The organism is Mesorhizobium maamorense, assembly GCF_044998965.1.
GTDB lineage: Bacteria > Pseudomonadota > Alphaproteobacteria > Rhizobiales > Rhizobiaceae > Mesorhizobium.
This window is the reverse complement of sequence record NZ_CP173356.1, coordinates 974927-995356: the sequence shown is the minus strand read 5'-3', so window position 1 is coordinate 995356 and position 20430 is coordinate 974927. Positions and strand designations below refer to the sequence as shown.

At 63.8% G+C, this 20430-nt stretch carries 19 protein-coding genes and 1 pseudogene; 4 read left to right on the top strand and 16 right to left on the bottom strand.

Going from position 1 to position 20430, the window contains the following annotated elements:
- The first annotated feature begins 38 nt into the window (after nt 1-38).
- Together ACIU1A_RS05195 and dhaL are read left to right on the top strand one after the other, a co-directional pair.
- A complete protein-coding gene (locus ACIU1A_RS05195) occupies nt 39-1046 on the top strand; it encodes a dihydroxyacetone kinase subunit DhaK (RefSeq protein WP_404926783.1) in 1008 nt (335 codons plus the stop codon).
- Between the two features lie 10 nt (nt 1047-1056).
- Nucleotides 1057-1692, top strand: coding sequence for a dihydroxyacetone kinase subunit DhaL (gene dhaL, locus ACIU1A_RS05190; protein ID WP_404926782.1), 636 nt, complete (start codon nt 1057-1059; stop codon nt 1690-1692).
- Here dhaL and ACIU1A_RS05185 read toward each other — a convergent pair.
- From ACIU1A_RS05185 to ACIU1A_RS05175, 3 genes are read right to left on the bottom strand one after another with little or no spacing between them, the layout of a single operon-like run.
- Nucleotides 1689-2132 (bottom strand): RpiB/LacA/LacB family sugar-phosphate isomerase, encoded by a 444-nt coding sequence (locus ACIU1A_RS05185; protein WP_140497783.1) that lies wholly within the window; start codon nt 2130-2132, stop codon nt 1689-1691. The two genes, dhaL and ACIU1A_RS05185, sit on opposite strands and share 4 nt — an antisense overlap.
- Before the next feature lie 34 nt (nt 2133-2166).
- Nucleotides 2167-2925, bottom strand: a complete 759-nt coding sequence (locus ACIU1A_RS05180) for a triose-phosphate isomerase (protein ID WP_404926781.1) — start codon at nt 2923-2925, stop codon at nt 2167-2169.
- Nucleotides 2926-2943: 18 nt separating this feature from the next.
- The gene (locus tag ACIU1A_RS05175; RefSeq protein WP_404926780.1) at nt 2944-3714 is read right to left on the bottom strand and encodes a DeoR/GlpR family DNA-binding transcription regulator; all 771 of its coding nucleotides are present in this window, start codon (nt 3712-3714) and stop codon (nt 2944-2946) included.
- Between the two features lie 263 nt (nt 3715-3977).
- On the opposite strand from ACIU1A_RS05175, the gene fba reads away from it, so the two are divergent.
- Nucleotides 3978-5042 (top strand): class II fructose-bisphosphate aldolase, encoded by a 1065-nt coding sequence (gene fba, locus ACIU1A_RS05170; RefSeq protein WP_140497777.1) that lies wholly within the window; start codon nt 3978-3980, stop codon nt 5040-5042.
- A 21-nt stretch (nt 5043-5063) separates the two neighbouring features.
- Here fba and ACIU1A_RS05165 read toward each other — a convergent pair whose 3' ends face one another.
- The 13 genes and pseudogenes from ACIU1A_RS05165 to ACIU1A_RS05105 all read right to left on the bottom strand — a co-directional run bounded on the left by ACIU1A_RS05165 (nt 5064) and on the right by ACIU1A_RS05105 (nt 20099).
- Nucleotides 5064-5855: an aspartate/glutamate racemase family protein gene (locus ACIU1A_RS05165; protein WP_140629103.1), complete on the bottom strand. Its 792-nt coding sequence runs from the start codon at nt 5853-5855 to the stop codon at nt 5064-5066.
- The gene (locus ACIU1A_RS05160; RefSeq protein WP_140520896.1) at nt 5852-7213 is read right to left on the bottom strand and encodes a dicarboxylate/amino acid:cation symporter; all 1362 of its coding nucleotides are present in this window, start codon (nt 7211-7213) and stop codon (nt 5852-5854) included. The genes ACIU1A_RS05165 and ACIU1A_RS05160 overlap by 4 nt, the downstream gene beginning before the upstream one ends.
- 2 nt (nt 7214-7215) lie before the next feature.
- Entirely contained in the window at nt 7216-8049 is an 834-nt protein-coding gene (locus ACIU1A_RS05155; protein WP_181167654.1) for an ABC transporter substrate-binding protein, read from the bottom strand.
- 227 nt (nt 8050-8276) lie between these two features.
- Complete coding sequence (locus ACIU1A_RS05150) at nt 8277-9218, bottom strand: sugar phosphate isomerase/epimerase (RefSeq protein WP_140672566.1); 942 nt, start codon at nt 9216-9218, stop codon at nt 8277-8279.
- 48 nt (nt 9219-9266) lie between these two features.
- Nucleotides 9267-10784 (bottom strand): glycerol-3-phosphate dehydrogenase, encoded by a 1518-nt coding sequence (locus ACIU1A_RS05145; protein WP_140672565.1) that lies wholly within the window; start codon nt 10782-10784, stop codon nt 9267-9269.
- A 45-nt stretch (nt 10785-10829) separates the two neighbouring features.
- Nucleotides 10830-11870, bottom strand: a complete 1041-nt coding sequence (locus ACIU1A_RS05140; protein WP_404926779.1) for a 2-hydroxyacid dehydrogenase — start codon at nt 11868-11870, stop codon at nt 10830-10832.
- Nucleotides 11871-11880: 10 nt separating this feature from the next.
- Complete coding sequence (locus ACIU1A_RS05135) at nt 11881-13434, bottom strand: FGGY-family carbohydrate kinase (protein ID WP_404926778.1); 1554 nt, start codon at nt 13432-13434, stop codon at nt 11881-11883.
- Nucleotides 13434-14559, bottom strand: a pseudogene (locus ACIU1A_RS05130) (ABC transporter ATP-binding protein). The gene ACIU1A_RS05135 and the pseudogene ACIU1A_RS05130 overlap by 1 nt, the downstream one beginning before the upstream one ends.
- On the bottom strand, nt 14556-15674 hold the full coding sequence (locus ACIU1A_RS05125) for an ABC transporter ATP-binding protein (protein ID WP_140514619.1): 1119 nt from the start codon (nt 15672-15674) through the stop codon (nt 14556-14558). Before ACIU1A_RS05125 ends, ACIU1A_RS05130 begins: the two are co-directional and overlap by 4 nt.
- Nucleotides 15675-15679: 5 nt before the next feature.
- Nucleotides 15680-16537, bottom strand: a complete 858-nt coding sequence (locus ACIU1A_RS05120) for a carbohydrate ABC transporter permease (protein WP_140497759.1) — start codon at nt 16535-16537, stop codon at nt 15680-15682.
- Nucleotides 16538-16549: 12 nt separating this feature from the next.
- Nucleotides 16550-17473, bottom strand: a complete 924-nt coding sequence (locus ACIU1A_RS05115; RefSeq protein ID WP_023777019.1) for a carbohydrate ABC transporter permease — start codon at nt 17471-17473, stop codon at nt 16550-16552.
- A 160-nt stretch (nt 17474-17633) separates the two neighbouring features.
- Nucleotides 17634-19079 carry an ABC transporter substrate-binding protein gene (locus ACIU1A_RS05110; RefSeq protein ID WP_140497757.1) on the bottom strand — a complete coding sequence of 482 codons (1446 nt, stop codon included), beginning with the start codon at nt 19077-19079 and terminating at the stop codon, nt 17634-17636.
- A gap of 45 nt (nt 19080-19124) precedes the next feature.
- Complete coding sequence (locus tag ACIU1A_RS05105; protein WP_181165158.1) at nt 19125-20099, bottom strand: sugar-binding transcriptional regulator; 975 nt, start codon at nt 20097-20099, stop codon at nt 19125-19127.
- Between ACIU1A_RS05105 and ACIU1A_RS05100 the strand changes: the two genes are divergently transcribed.
- Complete coding sequence (locus ACIU1A_RS05100; RefSeq protein ID WP_140739414.1) at nt 20028-20318, top strand: hypothetical protein; 291 nt, start codon at nt 20028-20030, stop codon at nt 20316-20318. The two genes, ACIU1A_RS05105 and ACIU1A_RS05100, sit on opposite strands and share 72 nt — an antisense overlap.
- The last annotated feature ends 112 nt before the right edge of the window (nt 20319-20430 follow it).

Below are 20430 nucleotides of genomic sequence, written 5' to 3'. Positions count from 1 at the left end.
TAGTATCTCGGGAAAATGCCGAGTTCGGGAGGATGCCGGTGCAGACCAAGAAGATCATCAATGACGGCAACCGTGCCGTCGACGAGATGCTAGAGGGGATTCTGGCCGCGCATCCCAGCCATCTCAGGAGCGCGGACGGCAGCCCGCGCTCGATCATCGCCCGCAACGGACCGCGTCCCGGCAAGGTCGGGCTCGTCGTCGGCGGCGGCTCGGGCCATGAGCCGACCTTTCTCGGTTTTGTCGGCAAGGGCCTGGCGGACGCGGCGGCGATCGGCAATGTCTTTGCCTCGCCGCCACCCGATCCCATCCTTGAATGCGCCAAGGCGGCGAACGGCGGCGCCGGCGTCCTGTTCACGTACGGCAACTATGCCGGGGACGTGATGAATTTCGACATGGCGGCCGAAATGGCCGCCATGGACGATATCGAGGTGCGCACGGTGCTGACCACCGACGATGTCGCCTCGGCACCGCGCGACCAGCGGCAGAAGCGTCGCGGCGTCGCCGGCAATTTCTTCGTCTTCAAGGCGGCCGGCGCGGCCTGTGACCGCATGCTCTCCTTCGACGAATGCGAGCGCATCGCGCGCAAGGCCAACGATCACACCTTCACCATGGGCGTGGCGCTGTCGCCCTGCTCGCTGCCGCAGACCCGGCGGCCGAATTTCGAGATCGGCGCCGACGAGATGGAGATCGGCATGGGCATCCATGGCGAGCCGGGCATCGCGCGCGGCAAGCTCGGCACCGCCGACGAGATCACCGACGAGATGCTGGACAAGATCCTCGCCGAGATGGCGCCTTCGCGTGGCGACAAGGTCGCGGTGCTGGTCAATTCGCTGGGCTCGACACCGTTGATGGAGCTCTACATCATGAACCGTCGCGTCAAGCAGCGTCTCGACGACATCGGCGTTTCCATCCATGCGACCTGGGTCGGCAATTACTGCACGTCGCTCGAAATGGCCGGCGCCTCGGTGACGCTGTTCCATCTCGATGGCGAGTTGCAGACCATGCTCGACCATCCGTGCGACTGCGCCATGTTCCGCGCCGGCTGAGGAGTGATCCGTGAGCATCGATAGCGCTGACCTGAAGAGAATGTTCGATGCGATCGCGGTGGCGATCGAAGCCGACAAGGACCGGCTCTGCCACCTCGACGGCGTCATCGGCGACGCCGATCACGGTATCGCCATGGCGCTCGGCTTCAACGCAGTGCGCGACGCGCTGGCGCCACTCGACCTGGCGGCGACCGAGCCGACCGCGCTTCTCAACATGGCGGCTAAATCGTTCCTCAACGCGGTCGGTGCGTCGTCTGGCCCGCTCTATGCCACCGCCTTCATGCGCGCCGCCGCTGCCGTCAAGGGCAAGACCACGCTGGCGGATGCGGATGTCGTCGCGCTGTTCCAGGCGATGGCGCAAGGCATGCGCGATCGCGGCAAGGCCGAGATCGGCGAGAAGACGATGATCGACGCCTGGCTGCCGGCGGCGGAAGCAGCCGGCGCCAGCAATGCGGCGGGAAAAGGCCTTGCCGAAAGCCTTGATGCGGCAGTGAACGCGGCGCGCCGGGGGGCCGAGGCGACCAAGGACATGATCGCCGCCAAGGGCCGCTCCTCGCGGCTCGGCGAACGCTCGCTCGGCCATATCGACCCCGGCGCCGCCTCGGCCGTGACCGTCATCGAGGCGTTGCGCGACAACCTGGCTTAGGCCTGCTTCGCCTCATCGAGCTTGTTGATCGCCTGGACATTGCCGGCCGACGGCCCCTTCTCGTCGAACTCCGAGGCCAACCAGGTATCGACGATCGCCTTGGCGAGTTCAGGGCCGATGACGCGGGCGCCCATCGTGATGATCTGCGCGTTGTTGGATTTGGCGGCACGCTCGGCGGAATAGGTGTCGTGGGTGAGTGCCGCGCGGATGCCGGGCACTTTGTTGGCCGAGATCGAGACGCCGATGCCGGTGCCGCAGAACAGGATGCCGCGGTCGTTCTCGCCGTCGATGATCGTCTGCGCGAGCTTTTGCGACAGGTCGGCATAAAAGCCGGCCTGGCTGAGGTCGCTGACGGTGAGGCCGGATTTTGTCGCGAGATGCGCGGCGATGACATCGAGCAGCGGCTTGCCGGCGCTGTCGGCTCCAATGGCTATTTTCATGGTCGTGTCCTTTCTTGAATGAGATTTCGTTCGTTCAGATCGCCGCCGAGGCGCGCCTGAGCATGTCGATGTAGCCCTCCGCCTGCCAGGCCGAGCGGCCGATAAAGAGGCCATCGATGCTGGGCTGGCCGATCAGCTCGGCCGCGTTGCCGGGATTGACGCTGCCGCCATAGAGCACCGGCGGGATGGACGGCAGCAGGCCGCCGGCCACTTTCTTGATCAGCGCCTGCTGTTTTTCGGCATAGACGGAGCTGGCCGGAATACCCTTGTCGCCGATCGCCCAGACCGGCTCATAGGCAAACAGGATTTTTGCCGCCTTCGCCTCGCCTTCGAGGAACTGCAATGCACCCTCGACCTGGCTGGTCAACACCGCATCGGCCTTGCCGTTTTCGCGCTCCGCCAGCGTCTCGCCGACGCAGATCAGTGGTATCAGTCCGTGCTTGACGGCGGCCGCCGTCTTCAGGCCGACGGTACGATCGGTCTCGCCGAAATGCTCGCGCCGTTCGCTGTGGCCGAGTTCGACCATGTCGAGACCGCAGTCGCTCAGCATCAGCGGCGAGATCTCGCCGGTCCAGGCCCCGGCATCGGCCCAGTGCATGTTCTGGGCACCGACCTTGACCCGCGTCGACGACAGCGCCTGCTTGACCTCGCGCACCGCCGTGAACGGCGGGATGACGAAAGGCTGGATGCGCTCGTCGAAGCCTGGCACGAAGCCGGCCAATGCCCCGGCGAAATCCAGCGCCTCGGCGAGCGTCTTGTTCATCTTCCAGCTTGTACCGACCCAATAAACCACGCCTGCGCTCCTTGATCCTCAATCCTTGTTGGCGACCACCGTCAGCGAAACGCCGGCGGCATCCAGTGCGGCGCGCATTCCGGGCTCAGGCGCGCGACCGGTGAAGACGGCATCGAACGCCTCGAGTTCGGTCAGGAAATGCAGCGCCGTGCGGCCGAACTTGCCGTGATCGACCAGAAGGTATTTGCGGGTCGCTGCTTCCATCATCAGCCGCTTGATCTGCACCACCTCCTGGTCCTGGTGGAAAGCGGAGGCGCCATGGATAGCCGATGACGACAGGAAGGCGACGTCCGCGCGCAGCGATCTCAGCGAAGCCTCGGCGAGCAGGCCGAAAAAGCCGTGGAACTTCTTGCTGTACTGGCCGCCGAGCGCAATGAGGTCGATGCCCCCGGCGCCGGCCAGGTCCTGGATGACGGTCAGATTGTTGGAGATCACCGTCAGCGGCCTGAAATCGGCGAGATGCCGCGCGATGCCGCCAGCCGTCGAGCCGTCGTCGATGATGACAGTCTGGCCGGGTTCGATCATTGCCACGGCGGCCGCCGCAAGACGCTGCTTTTCCCCTGTCGCCTGCTTTTGCCGGTAACGGAAATCGCTTTCGAAGAGACCGCTCGGCTGGATCGAAGCCCCGCCACGCACCTTGCGCAGGAAACCGCTCTCCTCAAGGTCGTCGAGGTCACGATGCACCGTCATCCTGGAGACGCCAAAGCGTGAGGCAAGATCGTCGACGCTCGCCGCGCCGACGTCCATCAGAAAGTCCATGATGCCTTGACGCCTGCTATCGCTCTTCATTGCTGCCGATGTCCGCCAACCGACGCTGGCTCCTCGATAAGATAACATATTTCTTCCTGAAACTATCATGATTTTTGTGATAATGAGATGTTTTCCTGGGATATTCCCGTGGCTTTCATCACGGCCCTGTAACAAGAATTGCTGCCGGGACGGTGTCTGACGGTTGCGGTTGCACGGAAATCCGGCCAGAAGCATCGGTGGGCTGGACGATGCGCGGACAGCCTGCAACCACAGGTTCGAAACCAGATACGGGAGACTATTCGTTGGCTCGCATCACACTGAGACAATTGCTCGATCACGCCGCCGAATACGGCTATGGCGTGCCGGCCTTCAACATGAACAACATGGAACAGGGCCTCGCCATCATGGAGGCGGCGGAAGAGACCAAGTCGCCGGTCATCCTGCAGGCAAGCCGCGGTGCGCGTGCCTATGCCAATGACGTGGTGCTGGCCAAGCTGATCGATGCGCTGGTCGAGATCCATCCCGACATCCCGGTCTGCATGCATCTCGACCACGGCAACAACGAGGCTACCTGCGTCACCGCGATCCAGCATGGTTTCACCTCGGTAATGATGGATGGATCACTCAAGGAGGACGGCAAGTCGCCGGCCGACTACGCCTATAATTCGGGCATCACCAAGCGCGTCGTCGACATGGCGCATTGGGGCGGCGTTTCGGTCGAGGGCGAGATCGGCGTGCTGGGCTCGCTGGAGAGCGGCGGCGGCGAGCAGGAGGACGGCCACGGCGTCGAAGGCGCGATCAGCCACGACCAATTGCTCACCGATCCGGTGCAGGCCGAGCAGTTCGTGCGCGACACCCATGTCGACGCGCTGGCGGTTGCCATGGGCACCAGCCACGGCGCCTATAAATTCTCGCGCAAGCCGGACGGCGCGGTGCTGGCGATGAACGTCATCGAGGAAATCCACCGCCGCCTGCCGAACATGCACCTGGTCATGCATGGTTCGTCCTCGGTGCCGGAGGATCTGCAGGAGATCATCAACAAATATGGCGGGCAGATGAAGCCGACCTGGGGCGTGCCGGTGGAAGAGATCCAGCGCGGCATCAAGCATGGCGTGCGCAAGATCAACATCGACACCGACAACCGCATGGCGCTGACCGGCGCGATCCGCAAGGTGCTGACGGAAAATCCCTCGGAATTCGACCCGCGCAAATATCTGACGCCGGCGATGGCGGCGATGAGGAAGCTGTGCAAGGAGCGTTTCGAGCAGTTCGGCACCGCCGGCAACGCGCCGAAGATCAAGCCGCTGCCGGTCTCGGAAATGGCCAAGCGTTACAAAGCGGGCAGCCTCGATCCGAAATTCGGCTAAACGACCAGTTCCCGGAGCGGTTCAGTGTTGGATAGAACCGCCGAACCGCTCCAGCTCTTTACGGGATGAGAACACCGGCCGAGGTCGCGGAACGTCCTGCGCGGCGAAGCCCAACCGTGTCAAACAGGCTCGCGCCAGGGCTGCATTGCTGTCGATGACGACCAATCCGTTCGTAGGGTTGAGGCTGGCGGCCACCACCGACAGTTCGGTGCAGCCGAGAACGGCCGTATCGGCGCCGGCCGATCGCGCGATTTCAAGCGCGCGCTCGGTTTCGCTCGCCGCCTCCGCGATCGAACCACCCTTGACCAGGCCGATCGCTCTATCGACGCGACCCTGGAATTCCGTGACGGCGGGAAAGCAGAGCTCAAATCCCGCCGCCGACATCCTGTCCCGATAGAAGCCGGAGACCAGCGTGCCCTGCGTGGCGAGGATCGTAACCTTGCCTCGGCCCAGGCTACGATGGGTTTCAGCTACGACCGCGTCGGCGATATGGATGATCCGCGCCTGCGAGCTCGCCGCCAACTGCTCATACCAATGATGGGCGGTGTTGCACGGCATCGCGATACAGGCAACGCCGAGCGCATTGAGCGTCGAGACCGCGGCTTTCAAAGACGCCAGCGGACCGTCATGGCCGGCAAGGATCGCCTCGGTCCTGTCAGGCAGCTGTGGCACGCTGAGGATGACGGCGGGCACATGCTCATTGTCCCGGAACGCCTGGGTCATTCGGGTCAGCTTGAAGTAGAAGTCAGCCGATGCCAACGGCCCGAGGCCGCCAATGACGCCGAGCTGGAGGCTGATGCCATGGTCGATCATCGAGCGGGCTCGGCTTCGAGCTGTTCCGACGCCGCTTCGACAGACTGCGTTGTCTCCCTGTGGCTGGGCGCGATCATTGCGGTGCTCGCCGCAACGGTGCAGACGCTAGACAGCGTCATGAACGTGTCGACGGCCGCGTCGACCGCGACGAACAGGGCGAACGCCGCCTCGAAGGGAATCTTCAGGTAGCCACAGACGATCGACATCTGGGACAGGATGAGCAGGCTGCCCATGCCGCCGGTCGTGAGCGCGAGAAGCGCCGAGGTGATGCCGACGAGCAGGAGGTCGGGGATTGCCAGCGGACGGCCGTAGAGCTGAGCGATGAAAAGAACACCAGACGTGTAAAGCAGCGCCGGGCCTGTCCGCAGCAGTGCCGCCTGCAGCGGCACGAGCAGTTCGACGACCACGAGGCTGAACCGCAGACGCTCGCTCAACAGGTTTATGACCCACGGAAGCGAGGCGACGGTAGAGCGCGTGGTGATGGCTACCATGAGAAGGGGCTGACAGGTCTTGATCGTGGCCCAGTAGCTTCGCCGAGAGCGGATGGCGATAACGCCAAATGCGCCGGCGATGAATGTGAGGCAGGAAAGACCCATCACCAGCAGATAACCGCCCATCAGCGTGAGCGGCTTGGTTCCGGTCGACGCGGTCTGATCCGCGATCAGGATGAAGGTTGCAAACGGCAATCCCCAGATGAACCAGTTGGTAAGGACCGTGCAGGCCCGGTAAACCGCGTTCAGCGCCTGAGACAGGCTCATGGACGAAGGCTGGGGAATCTTGCCCATCGCGAGCCCGAAAAGCAGGCAGAACAGCAGGACCTGGATGGTTTGACCGGAGGCCAGCGCGCTGAAGACGTTGTTCGGTACAAGATCGAGCAGTATCGAACGCCCGGTGTCGGATCCCTCATTGGGTGGTGGTTGGTAGGGGAATGCGAGATCGGTGGATACACTGCCCTGCGAATTGATGAACTCGCCAAGCTCGATGCGCGATTGAGGATTCTCGATCTGGCCCGGCTGAAGGACAAGCGAGTAGGTGCCACTCACCAACACGCTCAGGAATGACACGACCAGCACCGCCATACCCACCCGGCCAAGGTAACGGACCGAGTTGGGATCCTGAACCATCGACATGATCGAGAAGATGACCGACGAGACCAGGTAGGGCAGGACGACCATCTTGAGGAAATTCAGGTAGAGCTGCGCCACAGGGCTGATCGCATGGGCAAATGCTGGATAATAGAGGCCGCAAAGGATTCCCGCCCCGATCATCGCAATCGTCGTCGCGGGCGAGCGCAATATGCGCCTCGCCGCCAGGCGCCAATCGAAAGCCAAGGGTCCGGCTGCTTCCGTGACGGCCATCGTCAGGCTTTGCTCCCCAACCGGTAGCGCGCGATGATCTCGTCAGTGTTGAGAACCTGCTGACCGCGCGCGAGATCGAGGTAAAGGTCGATAAACGCCGCGAGATGCGGATTGTCCGGTCGCACACCGATTGCGATCGTGTCTACCTTGTCGGTCAGCGTGATCGAGCGCGCGGCGACCGTCATCGACGGATCGTCGACCATCAGCTTCTTGATCTCGAAATCGTCGCGATACGCCATGTCGATCGTCCCATCGCGGATCGCATCGACAACCATGTCCCAGCCTGTAAAACGATGAACTTGTGCATGCGGGAAGGTCGTCGCCGCATAGGTTGCGAATGAAGAGCCCTCGATCACGCCGAGATCGCCCGAGAAATCGCGGATGATCTGCTCGGGTGGTTTGCCTTGCGCGATGCGCGCCAGGTTGAGGCGATTGGCGATGAGGCCTTGGTGCAGCATGGCATAGGGCCGGGAATAGAGGATTGAGCGGCCACGGCGAAGGGTTCGGCTGAGCTTGCCGATGGCTATGTCCGCCTGGCCGGAAGTCAGCTGTTTCACCATGCCGTCGAACGTTGCGGCGGATCGGTCGAACACCGGCTCGACGCCGAGCTCCGCTGCTATGCCGCGGGCCAGTTCCATGTCTATGCCGCTGTTCCCCGATCCATCGGCCGGGAAGAATGGATCGGAGGCAAAGGCCGGCATTGCAATGCGCAGCGCATTGTCGCCGACGACGGGAGCGATCTCCGCCTGCTGTCCTGGAGTATTGGCCGCCCGAGCTTGCGCGACCAGCAAGCCGACGCTTCCGGCCGTGAGCAGCGTACGACGTGTAACCGACATGCGGATTCTCTAGTTCGCGAGGGAAGCCGGACAAACAAATCGGACCAATTCGCAGTATGCATGGCGAAGTTAAACAAAAGTATCTTTCGCATTGTACTTTTATAGCAATCAGCAGCGCAGGCTGCCGCAATACTCGCATTATCTAATATGTCATCTGGTTGCTTCGCTGGCGGGCCAACCGGTTGGACGTCAACAGCGCGAGTGGCATCGGCTCCCCACTCCGACCTCTACCCGTTTTTCGGCAGCAGGTCAGGCCTGCCCGTGTCGATAAAGGGCGCCCAGTAGTCGACCGATTCGCGGATCATGGCGACCACCTGATGGTCGACCGGTTCGCGCTCGCGGAACGACAGCTCGAGGCAGATCTCGTTGTCGGTGCCGCCGCCGCGCCGCACCGTCTCCAGCAGCTTTTCAGGCGTGATGCGGCCGTCCCTGTTGTGAGCCGCGGTGAACGGCCAATGGCCACCCTTGTTCATCGACGATTGCTTGATGTGGATGATCGGCGACTTCCTGGGGAAAGCCTCGGCCCAGGCATAGGGATCGATATCGGCCGGGTTGCTGGAGGTGACGTCGCCATGGTCGATGTCGACCATCATCTCCAGCGGAATGGCCATCCCGGCCGCGTCGATCGCATCCTGCAGCAGCCGGCAATTCTCGATCGTGTGGCCGAACTCGCGGCCGACCGACATCGGCTCCCAGAACAGGTAGTTAAGCCCGGCCGCGCGGGCGTGTTCGGCGACCTCGCGCCAGCATTCCAGTGCAATGTCGAACAGGCGCGCGCGGCGCGCGGGATCATCATAATCGCGATGGGTGAAGATCGCGAATTGGGTACCCATGCCGCCGGCGCCAAGCTCGGCCGAGATGTCGGCAAAGGTCTTGAACCAGTCGACATAGTAGCGGCGCACATCGGCGTCTGGATGGCCGAAATGGTTGAGCCGGCCGTAAGGACCGGTCATGCCCGAGGTCACGCGCACGCCGGTGCGGGAGAGTGCGCCACGAAACAGGCGGACGAATTTCACGATCGTCGCCGCCGGCCAGCCCGGATTGACGAATTCATGCGTGAGCTGAATGTCCCTGATGCCGATGTCGTAGGCAATGGTATCGACCAGGTCGTCAGGCTCGGCAAAGCGATTGACCAGCGGATTGGTGTTGAGGGAGAGCGTGAATGCCACGATCGCGATCCTCTCAGCCCTGTCGCGCTACATTGGCAATGATTGCCATCACCCTGCCCTCGCCAGCCGGCTCGCGCACCAGTGTTCGAAAGCCGATCTCTCCTCGGCGGAAAGATGCAGGCCGTGCTTGGTGCGCCGTTCGAGAATGTCGGCCGGTGTCTCAGCCCATTCTTGCTCGAACAGGTAACTGGCCTCGCGCTCGAAGAAATCCTTGCCGAAACATCGCCCGAGTTCCGCAAGCGAACGGGCTGCGCCGACCAGAAGGCGTGTCCTGGTGCCGTAGAGCCGACCGTAGTGCTTGAGCAGCGATGCCGGCATCCATGGATACTCCCGCCCGAGATCTCCTAGAAACTGTTCGAAATCGGCATTGGCGATGTCGCCGCCAGGCAGATGCGCCTTCGCCGTCCAGGGCTTGCCCATCCGGGGGAAGAACGGAGCGATCCTGTCCAGCGCATGCTCGGCGAGCTTGCGGAAGGTGGTGATCTTGCCGCCGAAGACGGACAGCAGCGGCGCCTCAGCATTCGGCGCATCGAGTTCGAAAATATAGTCGCGAGTCACGGCACTCGGGTTGTCGGCATTGTCGTCATAGAGCGGCCTGACGCCGGAGAACGAATAGACGACATCGCCGCGCGCGAGGCCGCGCTTGAAATAGCGGTTGACCACCCTGATCAGGTATTCGATCTCGCTCTCGTCCGCCGCCACGTCCTCGGGTCGACCGTCATAGGGAATGTCGGTGGTGCCGATCAAGGCGAGATCGCCCTGATAAGGATTGATGAAGATCACCCGCTTGTCGCTGTTCTGGATGAGGTAAGCTTGGCGGCCCTCCCAGAATTTGGGCACGACGATATGGCTGCCCTTGACCAGGCGGACATTGCGCGTTGAGTTCTGGCCAGCAACGCGGTTGATGATGTCGTTGACCCAAGGGCCGGCGGCATTGACCAGCGCCCGCGCCCGCACCGTGGTCTTCACGCCGGTCTTGCCGTCGCGCATCTCCACCGACCAGAGGCCGCCTTCCCGGCGTGCGGCGGTGCAGGCGGTTCGGGTGAAGATCTTCGCTCCGCGCTCGCGCGCATCCAGCGCATTGATCAGCACGAGACGGGCGTCGTCGACCCAGCAATCGGAATATTCGAAACCGCGCTTGAACTCGTCCTTGATCGGCGCACCCTCGGGCGCGGTGCGCAGGTCGAGCGTGCGGGTGGCCGGCAGCCGCTTGCGGCCGCCGAGATGGTCGTAGAGGAACAGGCCGAGCCGCACCAGCCAGGCCGGCCGGTCGTCAGGACTGTGCGGCAGCACGAAGCGCATCGGCCAGATGATGTGCGGCGCCGATTCCAGGAGTACCTCGCGCTCGATCAGCGCCTCGCGCACCAGGCGGAACTCGTAATATTCGAGGTAGCGCAGGCCGCCATGGACGAGCTTGCCCGATCGCGAACTGGTGCCTTCCGCCAAATCGTCCTTTTCGCACAGGATGACGGAGAGGCCGCGGCCTGCCGCATCGCGGGCTATGCCGGCGCCGTTGACGCCGCCGCCGATGACGAAAAGGTCGACGATTTCGGGTCCGCCGCTCATCTCGTCACGATCTCGCTGCCGGATTTACACACCATGGCTGCCGCCTCAGCACGGATTGACCGGAGGCAGCCCGGCGATATAGCGGCGCACTTCCTCGGCGGCCTGCTCGGCCGCATAGGTCACGGTGCGCACCGAGGCGCCGGCGATATGCGGCGTCAGCGTCACGTTGGGAAGCTGCAGCAAGGGCCAGTCCGACGGCACAGGCTCGACCGCGAACGTCTCCAGCATGGCGCTGGCGATCTGGCCTGAAACAAGCGCCTCATAGAGTGCGTCATAGTCGACCAGCGGCCCGCGCGCCGTGTTGACGAAGATCACGCCGGGTTTCATCCGCGCGATGGTGTCCTTGCCGATCAGGCCGCGCGTCTCCGGCGTCACCCGCGAATGCAGCGTGACCACGTCGGAGCGGGATAGGAGATCGTCAAGCGCGACCAGTTCGACGCCGGCGTTGCGGTCCTCTGCGCTCAACTGCACATAGGGGTCGCTGACCAAGACGTGGCAGCCGAAGGCGCGCAACAGCCTGATCACTTTCGTGCCGATGTTGCCATAGCCGACGACGCCGACGGTCATTTCGCTAAGCTCGCGGCCGGTGCGGTCGGCGCGGTAGAGATCGCCGCGCCATTCGCCCCTGCGCAGCGCTTCGTGGCCGACCCGGATCAGCCGTGTTTCGGCCAATATCGCGCCGATGGTGAATTCGGCCACGGCGGTTGCGTTGCGGCCGGGCACATTGACGACAGTGATGCCATGTGTGCGGGCCGCTTCCATGTCGATGTTGATCGGGCCGCCGCGCGAAACCGCGACCAGCTTCAGCGCCGGCAGGCGCCGCATCATGCCTTCCGACAGCGGCGCGAGCTGGGTGACGAGGATCTCGGCGTCGCCGATGAACTCGACGACCTCGTCGGGACGGCCGAAATACTCCTTGACCTTGTCGAGGCCGAGCGCCGGATCGCCGAATTCCATCGGCTCGTCGGGCCAGGCGGTCTGCAATGTCCTGACATCGAGGTCACCGCTCGCGACCTTCTCGATTTTGGCGCGAAACACCTCCGGAAGCATGAAGTTGTCACCAATGATCGCTATTTTCCTGGGCATACTCGACTTCTCAATTTGCCTGCACCGAAGCCATCGCGCGCCAGACCGGCCGCAGCGCCTGGTGCGCCAACATGTAGGACGGGGTCATCCTGTCGTAGATCGCGGCGAGGTCCCGATCACTCGGCTCCGCCTCGCCAAGCAGCGGCGTCACCCATTCCGCGACGCATTCGTCCATCGACTTGTACAGGCCGACGCAGACCGCGGCTATCATCGCCGCGCCGGCCGCCCCGGCCTCCTCGCGCTGGCTGGTGCGGATGTCTGCGCCGACGGCGGCTCCGAGGATCTTGCGCAGCGCCGGGCTTCGGGCGGCGCCTCCGGTCAGCCGGATCTCGCGCGGCAACGGCCCCATGGCGGCGTAGCAATCGCGCGCGGCGAAGGCCAATCCCTCGAAGACGGCGCGCACCAGGTCGGCATAGCCGTGGCGCGAGGATATGCCGACGAAGCCGGCCCTGGCATTGGCATCGACGAACGGCCCCCGCTCGCCGGCCTCGGACACATAGGGCTGGTAGAGCAGCGAGGCGGGCTGCGAGGCCGCGATCCAGGCATCGACGAGCGCGATCATCTCGCCATTGCTGCGGGTGATGCCTTGCGAGGCGAGGATGCCGGAGGCAAGCCCAAGCACCCAGTCGATGTTGAGCGTCGCCGCCATGTTGGACTGCATCTGCGCGAACACGCCGGGCGCCGGCATGGCCATGGTATAACCGGTCGCGGCCTCGTTGAGCTGCACGTCGTCCGGCGTCTCGGCCAGCCGCATATGCATGCCGGTGGAGCCGATGATTGTGCAGCCGGGCTTGCGCTCGCGGTCGAGCAGGCCGGCGCCAAGCGCGGTGCAGACGACGTCGACATAGCCGAGCACGACCGGCGTGCCGGCAAGCATGCCGGTGGCGGCGGCCGCCGCCTGCGACAGACCGGCGCTGTGCCTGGTGCCGTCTGTGACCGGCGGTAGCAAATGCCTGAGGTCGGCGACGCCGAGCACGTCGAGCACATCCTCGCTATAGTCGCGGGTGCGGAAATCGCCAAAGGTGAAGGTTCCCTCGGAGGGGTCGGTGGCGCGCTCGCCGGTCAGCTTGAAATAGAGCCAGTCCTTGCAGTGAAACGCCGTCGCCGCCTTGCCAAGCATTTCGGGCATGTTGCGCTTCATGAACACGAACTGCGAGCCCTGCTGGCAGGCGGCGAGCCCGCTGCCGGTCTTTTCGAAGCGCAGCCGGTCCTCGGGCCGCGCGCGGATCTCCTCGACGACGCCGGCGGCGCGCGCGTCGAGCCAGAGCCAGCCCTTCGCCACCGGCTCGCCCTTGCCGTCGATCAGCCAGGTGCCGTCGCCCTGCCCGGTCACCGCGATGGCGATGGTCCGGCCGGCGAGATCGGGCACTTTCTCGGCGAGCTGGCGCAAGGTCGCCGCCGCATCCACCCATGTGCGCGCAAGATCCTGTTCGGCGCCGCCGCCCGGCAGCGTCTCGTAATGGTTCGGCGTTGCCGCGGCGGCGATCTGCCGGCCTTTCGTGTCGAAGGCGATGGACTTGATGACGGAAGTACCGGCGTCGATACCGATCAAGAGATCACGCATCAGGCGAGCTCCATGCCGTGCGAAATGGCCTCGCCGCTCGCCTGGTCGAAGACATGCAGGTTCTTCGGGTCGATGCTGACATTGATCGGCGCGCCAAGGTCCAGCCGGGTGCGGTCGTGCTCGACCAGGACCAGCGAGCCGCCGGCGAAATCGGCCGCGATATGGGTCTGGTCGCCAAGCCACTGGTTGGCCGAGACCCTGGCGGGAACACCCTCCTTCGAGCGCCGCACCGCATAAGGCCTGATGCCGATGACCACCCGCTCGCGGCTGAGCAGCTGGTCGCGGACCGGAGCGCTGAAGGCGTCCTTGTCGTAGTCCAGCGACAGCCCGTCGGGAAGCCTGGAGATTGATGCGCCCGGCGGTGGCGCCGACATAGGCCTCGAAGACGTTCATCGGCGGCTCGCCGACGAAGGTGCCGGTGAACAGGTTCGCCGGACGCTCCTTGATCCTGTCCGGCGTATCGAACTGCTGCAGCACGCCGCCTTCCATCACCGCGATGCGGTCGGCAAGCGCATTGGCCTCGGTCTGGTCGTGGGTGACCAGGATCGCGGTCAAGCCGCGCTCCTTGATGAAATGCTTGATGCGGCCGCGCAGCACGGCGCGAAGCTGCGGTTCGAGCTGCCCCATCGGCTCGTCGAGCAGGTGCAAATCGGCGTCGCGGATCAGCGCCCGGCCCAGGCTGGCGCGCTGCTGCTGGCCGCCGGAGATAGAGCTTGGGTAACGCTCCAATATATCCTCGATCTCGAGCAGCTTGGCGATGCTGGCAACCCTGGCCTCGACCTCGCTTCTGGGCAGCCGGGCCGCCTTGAGCGCGAAGGCCATGTTCTCGCGCACCGTCAGCGGCGGGTAGAGCGAATAGCCCTCGAAGGCCATCGCCACGTTGCGCCTGACCGGCGGCAGCGTGTGCACCTGGCGGCCGGCGACCGAGATCGCGCCGCGCGACACCTCCTCGAAGCCGGCGATCATGCGCAAGGTCGAGGTCTTGCCGCAGCCGGACGAACCGAGCAGCGCCACGATCTCGCCCTTGCCGATCTCCATCGTCAGCTTCTTGACGGCGTGGACGCCCCGGTCGATCGGGCCATAGAATTTGTCGACGCCGGAAATGGTGAGTGCGCTCACGCTCATGCGGCTTCTCCGTTGCGCAAACTGACGACATTCTTCGAGCCGATGCGCTCGCCGCCGGCGCGATCGAACAACAGGGCGCTCTTGCCGTCGACGGCAATGTGGGCCTTGCCTTCGCTGCGGCCCGGTGTTCCGGCCGGCCGCGAAACCAGGATCTCGCGGCCGCGCAACGTGCGCACCAGCGTGACGATCTTTTCGTTGAGCGGGGTTTCGGCCTCGACCGTCACCGGAATGGCGCCGGGTTCATTTTCGCCGACGAAATGCAGTGCTTCCGGCCTGAGCCCGATGATGCAGTCGCGGCCGACCGCGGTCTCGGGAGCCCCGGCGAGATGGACCTGCACATTCGACAGGGCGACATGGATTCCCTTGGCGCCAAGCGCCGGCTTGACGTCGAGCAGGTTGATGGTCGGGTCGCCGAACAGCCGGGCGATCTCGACATTTGCCGGCTCGCGATAGATCTGTTCGGGCGTACCGAGCTGGCTGATGACGCCTTGCGACATGACCGCGATGCGGTCGCCGAGCGCCATGGCTTCCTTATAATCCTGGGTGACGTAAACGACGGTGGCGCCGCGGTCGGCAAGCAGTCGCGGCAGTTCGAGCCGCATCTCGAAACGCAGCTTGGCGTCGACATTGCGCAAGGGATCGTCGAGCAGCAGCAGCGGCGGCGAGCCGACCAGCGCACGGGCAAGCGCGGTGCGCTGCTTCTGGCCATTGGAAAGAGCGCGCGGCTTGTGGGAGAGCACATGGGCGATCTTCAACAGCTTGGCGACGCTCTCGACGCCGGCCTTGATCGCTCCCTGCGACGACCGCTTGGCCTCCAGCGGCGTCGCGATGTTGTCGAATGCGCTCATATGCGGAAACAGCGCGAAATTCTGGAACGCCATGCCGACGCCACGAAATTCGGCATCGACGTCGGTCATGTCCTCGCCGCCGATGAGGATCTTGCCTTCGTCGGGGTCGATGACGCCGGCGACGAGGCGCAGCAGCACCGTCTTGCCGGCGCCGGAGGGTCCGAACAGGACCAGCGTCTCACCGTCGGCGACGGTCAGCGAAAGATTGTCGAGCACGGTCTGGCTCTTGTAGCGCTTGACGAGATTTCTGAGTTCGAGGCTGGCCATTGGAACTACCCCTTCACCGCGCCGAGCGACAGGCCTTCGACAAGGTAGCGCTGCGCATAGAGGGCGAGCGCCAGCGTCGGCGTGATCGACAGGACGATGGCCGCCGAGATCTGGCCGTACTGGATGCCCGAGGAGGTGATGAAGGCGAGCGCGCCGACCGTCACCGGTTGCTTGTCGGCCGAGGCCAGCACCAGCGCGAAGACGAAATTGTTCCAGGCGAAGATGAAGGCAAGCAGGCCGGCAGCGGCGATGCCGGGGCCGGCGAGCGGCAGCGCGATCTTGCGGAAGGTGGCAAACCAGGAATGGCCGCCGATGCGATAGGCATATTCGATGTCGGCCGGAATATCCTCGAAATAGCCGCGCACGATCCACAGGATCAGCGGCAGGCAGATCAGCTGGTAGACCCAGATCAGCCCGATATAGGTGTTGGCCAGCCCGAGCTTCTGGAAATAGAGCGTGAGCGGCAACAGCACCAGCAGGGCCGGCGCGAACCTGAACGACAGCAGCGTGAAGGCGATGTCCTCCGAGCCGCGGAACTTGTGCCGCGCGAAGGCGTAGGCCGCCGGGACGCCGAGCAGCAGCGAGACCGCCACCGAGGTCACCGACAGGAACACCGAATTCCACAGGTTGCGCATGAAGGCGATGTCGAGCGTGCCGGCGGCGGTCGTCAGCTTGCCGGTGATCAGCGCGGTGTAGTTGGCAAGCGTCGGCTCGAAGACCAGCTGCGGCGGAATGCGCAGGATGGTCTCGTTGGTCTGGAACGACATCATCAGGATCCAGACGATCGGGAACATGAAGAAGATCACGACCAGCGTGAGTGCCGCGCCGCGCAGGGTGCGTTCAAGCAAGGAGGTGTGTTCCATGGCTGCCTCCTCCTATGCCTGGCCACGGGCGCGCTCGCGCAGCCTGAGCCAGTTCTTGATGAAGATGTTGGAGAGGAAATAGGTGATCGCCCACAGGATGATCATCAGCGCCGCCGAGCGGCCGACATTGGTCGACTGGAAGAAGTTGAGATAGGCCTCGACCTGGAACACGGTCAGCGTGTCGCCCGGTCCTCCTTGCGTCATGGCGTAGATGATGTCGAACTGCTGGATGGAATCGAGCAGGCGGAACAAAGTCGCCGTCAGGATATACGGCGTCAGCATCGGCAGCGTGATGCGGAAGAAGACGAAGCTCCTCGGCACGCCATCGAGGGCCGCGGCCTCGAAGGGCTGCGTCGGCAGGCTTCGCAGGCCGGCAAGCAGCAGGATCATGATGAAGGGCGTGTAGACCCAGATATCGACGAGAACGACGGTGAACAAAGCCGTCGACGGCGACGAGGCCCAGCGGAAATCCTGTAAGCCGATGAGGCTGGCGAGATAGCTCAAGACGCCGAAGCCGGGATTGGTCATCAGCTTCCACATCAGCGCGGCCAATGCCGGCGCCGTCATCAGCGGCATCAGCAGCATGATCGAGATGAAGTTGTTCAGGGTCGAGCGCTTCTGCAAAAGCAGCGCGATGGCCAGGCCGAGAAGCAGTTCCAGCACCACCGTGGTGCCGGCATAGAGCAGCGAGACCTTGAGCGTGTTCCAGAACTTCGGATCGGTAAAAAAGGAGATGTAGTTGTCGCCCCAGTTGAACTGCCGCGCCCAGGGCTGGCTCAGCCGATAGCGCTGGAACGAATAGACGACCGAGGTCAGGAACGGAATCAGGATGCCGATGCAGACCAGCAGAGCCGGCAGGCTGAGCACGTAGGGCAGCACTCTCTTGCTGATCCTGAAGCCCGAGGGCTTGGGCCTTTGCGATACCACCGCAGTCATCGTGCTGCTCCGTTGTCCCTGTCGCTCCGCCCTGCCGGCCGCCCAAGGGAGCAAGGCGGCCGGTCGGGCGAATTGGCGGCCACCTTACGGCCCCGCGTCGCAATCTTGAAAAGGTCAGGTGAGGACCGGCCTGCCAAGGCTGGCCGGTCCTCCATTACATCTAGCCGAGGCCGGCTTCCTTGAGCTGGCCGTTGATGCTTTCGGCCAGCTTGTCGAGGCCCTCGTCCACCGGCACTTCCTTGGCCACCATCTTTTGCAGCGTCGCCGCCCATTCGGTGGTGAGATCGAAGAACAGCGGCTGCGCCGTGAACTTGATCGAGGCGCCCGGCGCCGAGGCGTCGAACATCTCGACATAACCGGGATAGCTCTTGTTCAGCTTCTCGCGGAACGTCTCATCCTTCCAGACCGACTGGCGGACCGGATTGACGAAATCCATCTTGGTGGCGCCGAACAGAGCATGCTCGGGTCCGGAGGCCCACTGCATGAAGTACCACGTGGCGTCCTTGTCCTTGGAGAAGTTGGACATCGACAGCGACCAGATCCAGATGTTCGGCGTTGGCGCCTTGGCCTCCGGGTTGGCCTTGAAGGCGGCAAAGGCAAGCTTGCCGGCCATCTTGTTGTCGCCGCCATTCATGAAGTAGCCGAGGATGTCGGCGTCGAAGATCATCGCCGAGGCGCCGGCGCCGAGATCGGCGCCGACCTGGTACCAGGTGTAGGTCGACCAGTCCTTCGGACCGCTTTCCTGGATCATCTGCACCCATTGCTTGTGGAAAGCCTTGGACTGGGCGGTGTTCATGGCGGCCGACAATTTGCCGTCGGCCGACACGTTCAGATCCTTCTGGTCGAAATTGGCGTAGGCCGAAAGGAAACCCGGATGGATCGTCGCCCAGGAGCGCGACCCGCGGACGCCAATGCCGTAGACGCCGCCGCCGACATCCTTGGTGAGCTTGGCGGCCGCGGCCACCATCTCGTCCATATTGCCGGGAACCTTGACGCCTGCCTTGTCGAACATCCCCTTGTTGTAGGTGATGTTGTTTTGTTCGAAGCCCCACGGAATGCACCATTGCTTGGCGTCTTCGGACCCCAGGGCACCGCCCGGCTTGCCGTTCCAGGCGCAGGAGTTCTTGACGCCGGGCAGGAAGTCATCCCAGGCATAGTTGGGGTTGGTCTTGGCCGGATCCTTGATCCATTCATTGAGGTCGGTGATCCAGCCGGCTGGGCCGTAGGTCCAGGTCATGTAGGCGCCGGTCATGAAGGCATCGTATTCGGGCGAGCTCGCCGACAACGCGGCCGTGACCTTGTCGAAATAGACGTCTTCCGGGAACACGTCGTAGACGACATTCATGCCGGTCAACTGCTTGAAGTTTTCGAGGTTGGCGATCATCGCATCCGCATAGGGATGCTTGTTGAGCAGGAGCTTGATGGTCTTGCCCTGGTGCGCCTTCCAGTCGAAGTCGGCGGCCAGCGCCCGGGTCTGCCCAAGATTGAGCAGCGTACCGGCCGTGCCGGCGGCAAGGCCCATCGCACCCAGGCCCTTGATCAGCCCACGACGGTCGACTTGTCCGCGCAGGAAAGCGTCAATGAGGTCTTTCTCTTTCTCATGCATTTGGTCTTCTCCTCCACAGGGTAGTTTTAACTGAACCGACGCCGGCTACCCGACTGGCGTCTCCTCCACGAGCGATCGCGCTGTACGCTCATCAGTTATCAGGCCCTTGAGATAGCGGCCCTCCAGCACCGCTTTGACGGCTCGAACCTTGACCTTGCCGCCGGCTACCGCGACGATCCGGCGGCTGGCGATGTCCTCGCGCGCCAGCGCCAGCGCCCGATTGGAAAGGGTTGTTGCCACCGCTTTGCCGGCATCGTCGAAGAAATGGCCGAGCAATTCGCCGACGCCGCCATTGCGGCGGATCTCCTCCATCTCGCCCTTCTCAATCATGCCGGTGGCGACGAGCGAGGCTTCGCGTTCGGCCGTGCCGATGCCGGCAAACAAAAGGTCGGCGGATCTTGCGAGATCGAAAACCTCGCTGATGCCCTTCTGTCCCAGCAACACCGCGCGGTCGTCCACCGTGTTGGCGAACATTGGCACCGGCATCACATAGGCTTCGGCGCCGGTGCGCTCGGCGAGGCGGTGAATGACGTCATGCGGGTTGGCCGAGAACTTCCGCGTCAAGCCGCCGAGCAGCGAAACGAAGCGGATCTTGTCTGTCGAGCTGCGCGGCAGGTATTCCACGCAGGCGGCGAGCGTGCGGCCATGGCCGACGCCGATCAGCGCCTGCTCGCCGCGTTCGATCTCACGCTTGAGGAATTGCGCGCCGGCGATGCCGAGCGCCTTGAGCGGCAATTCCTCGGAATCGAAATCGGGAACCACCTCGCAATAATCGAGGCCGTAGCGGCGCGACAGCTCGTCCTCGAGCTCGACGCATTCCGAGACTTCGCCGTCGATATAGACCTTCACCAGCCCTTCCTGATTGGCCTTGGTGATGAGGCGGTGGGCCTTGAGGCTGGTCAGCCCGAGGCGCTTGGCAACCTCGGACTGGGTCAGGCCGCCAGCGTAATGAAGCCAGGCGGCGCGTGCCGCCATGCCGGTTTCATCATCGCGCAAGAGGCCGTTTCCAAATCCAACCACGTTCCGCCCTCTGATATTTTTTTCAGTTTCTGCAAAATTTTTCACATGGACGCATCGGAGTCAAGCGCCAAGCGCCTGCAAACGCTGATTTTCAACGAGAATGGACGAGCGAACACCGGCGTGGCACCGGTCAGGGTAACAGCGGCAGCGAAAGCGCAGGAACCCGATCACCATCGCCGCCGTCCAGGTGAAGCGGCGGCGCCCAGCATTCGCCGGTGAGCGGATCGCACCATTCGGCAAGCCGCTTTCGGGTGATCAGCTCCAGGCTGAACTTGGTGGTGCGCCGGCGACGTCGAGGTGCCCGGCAGCGGCCAAGGCCGCCGGCGAGCAG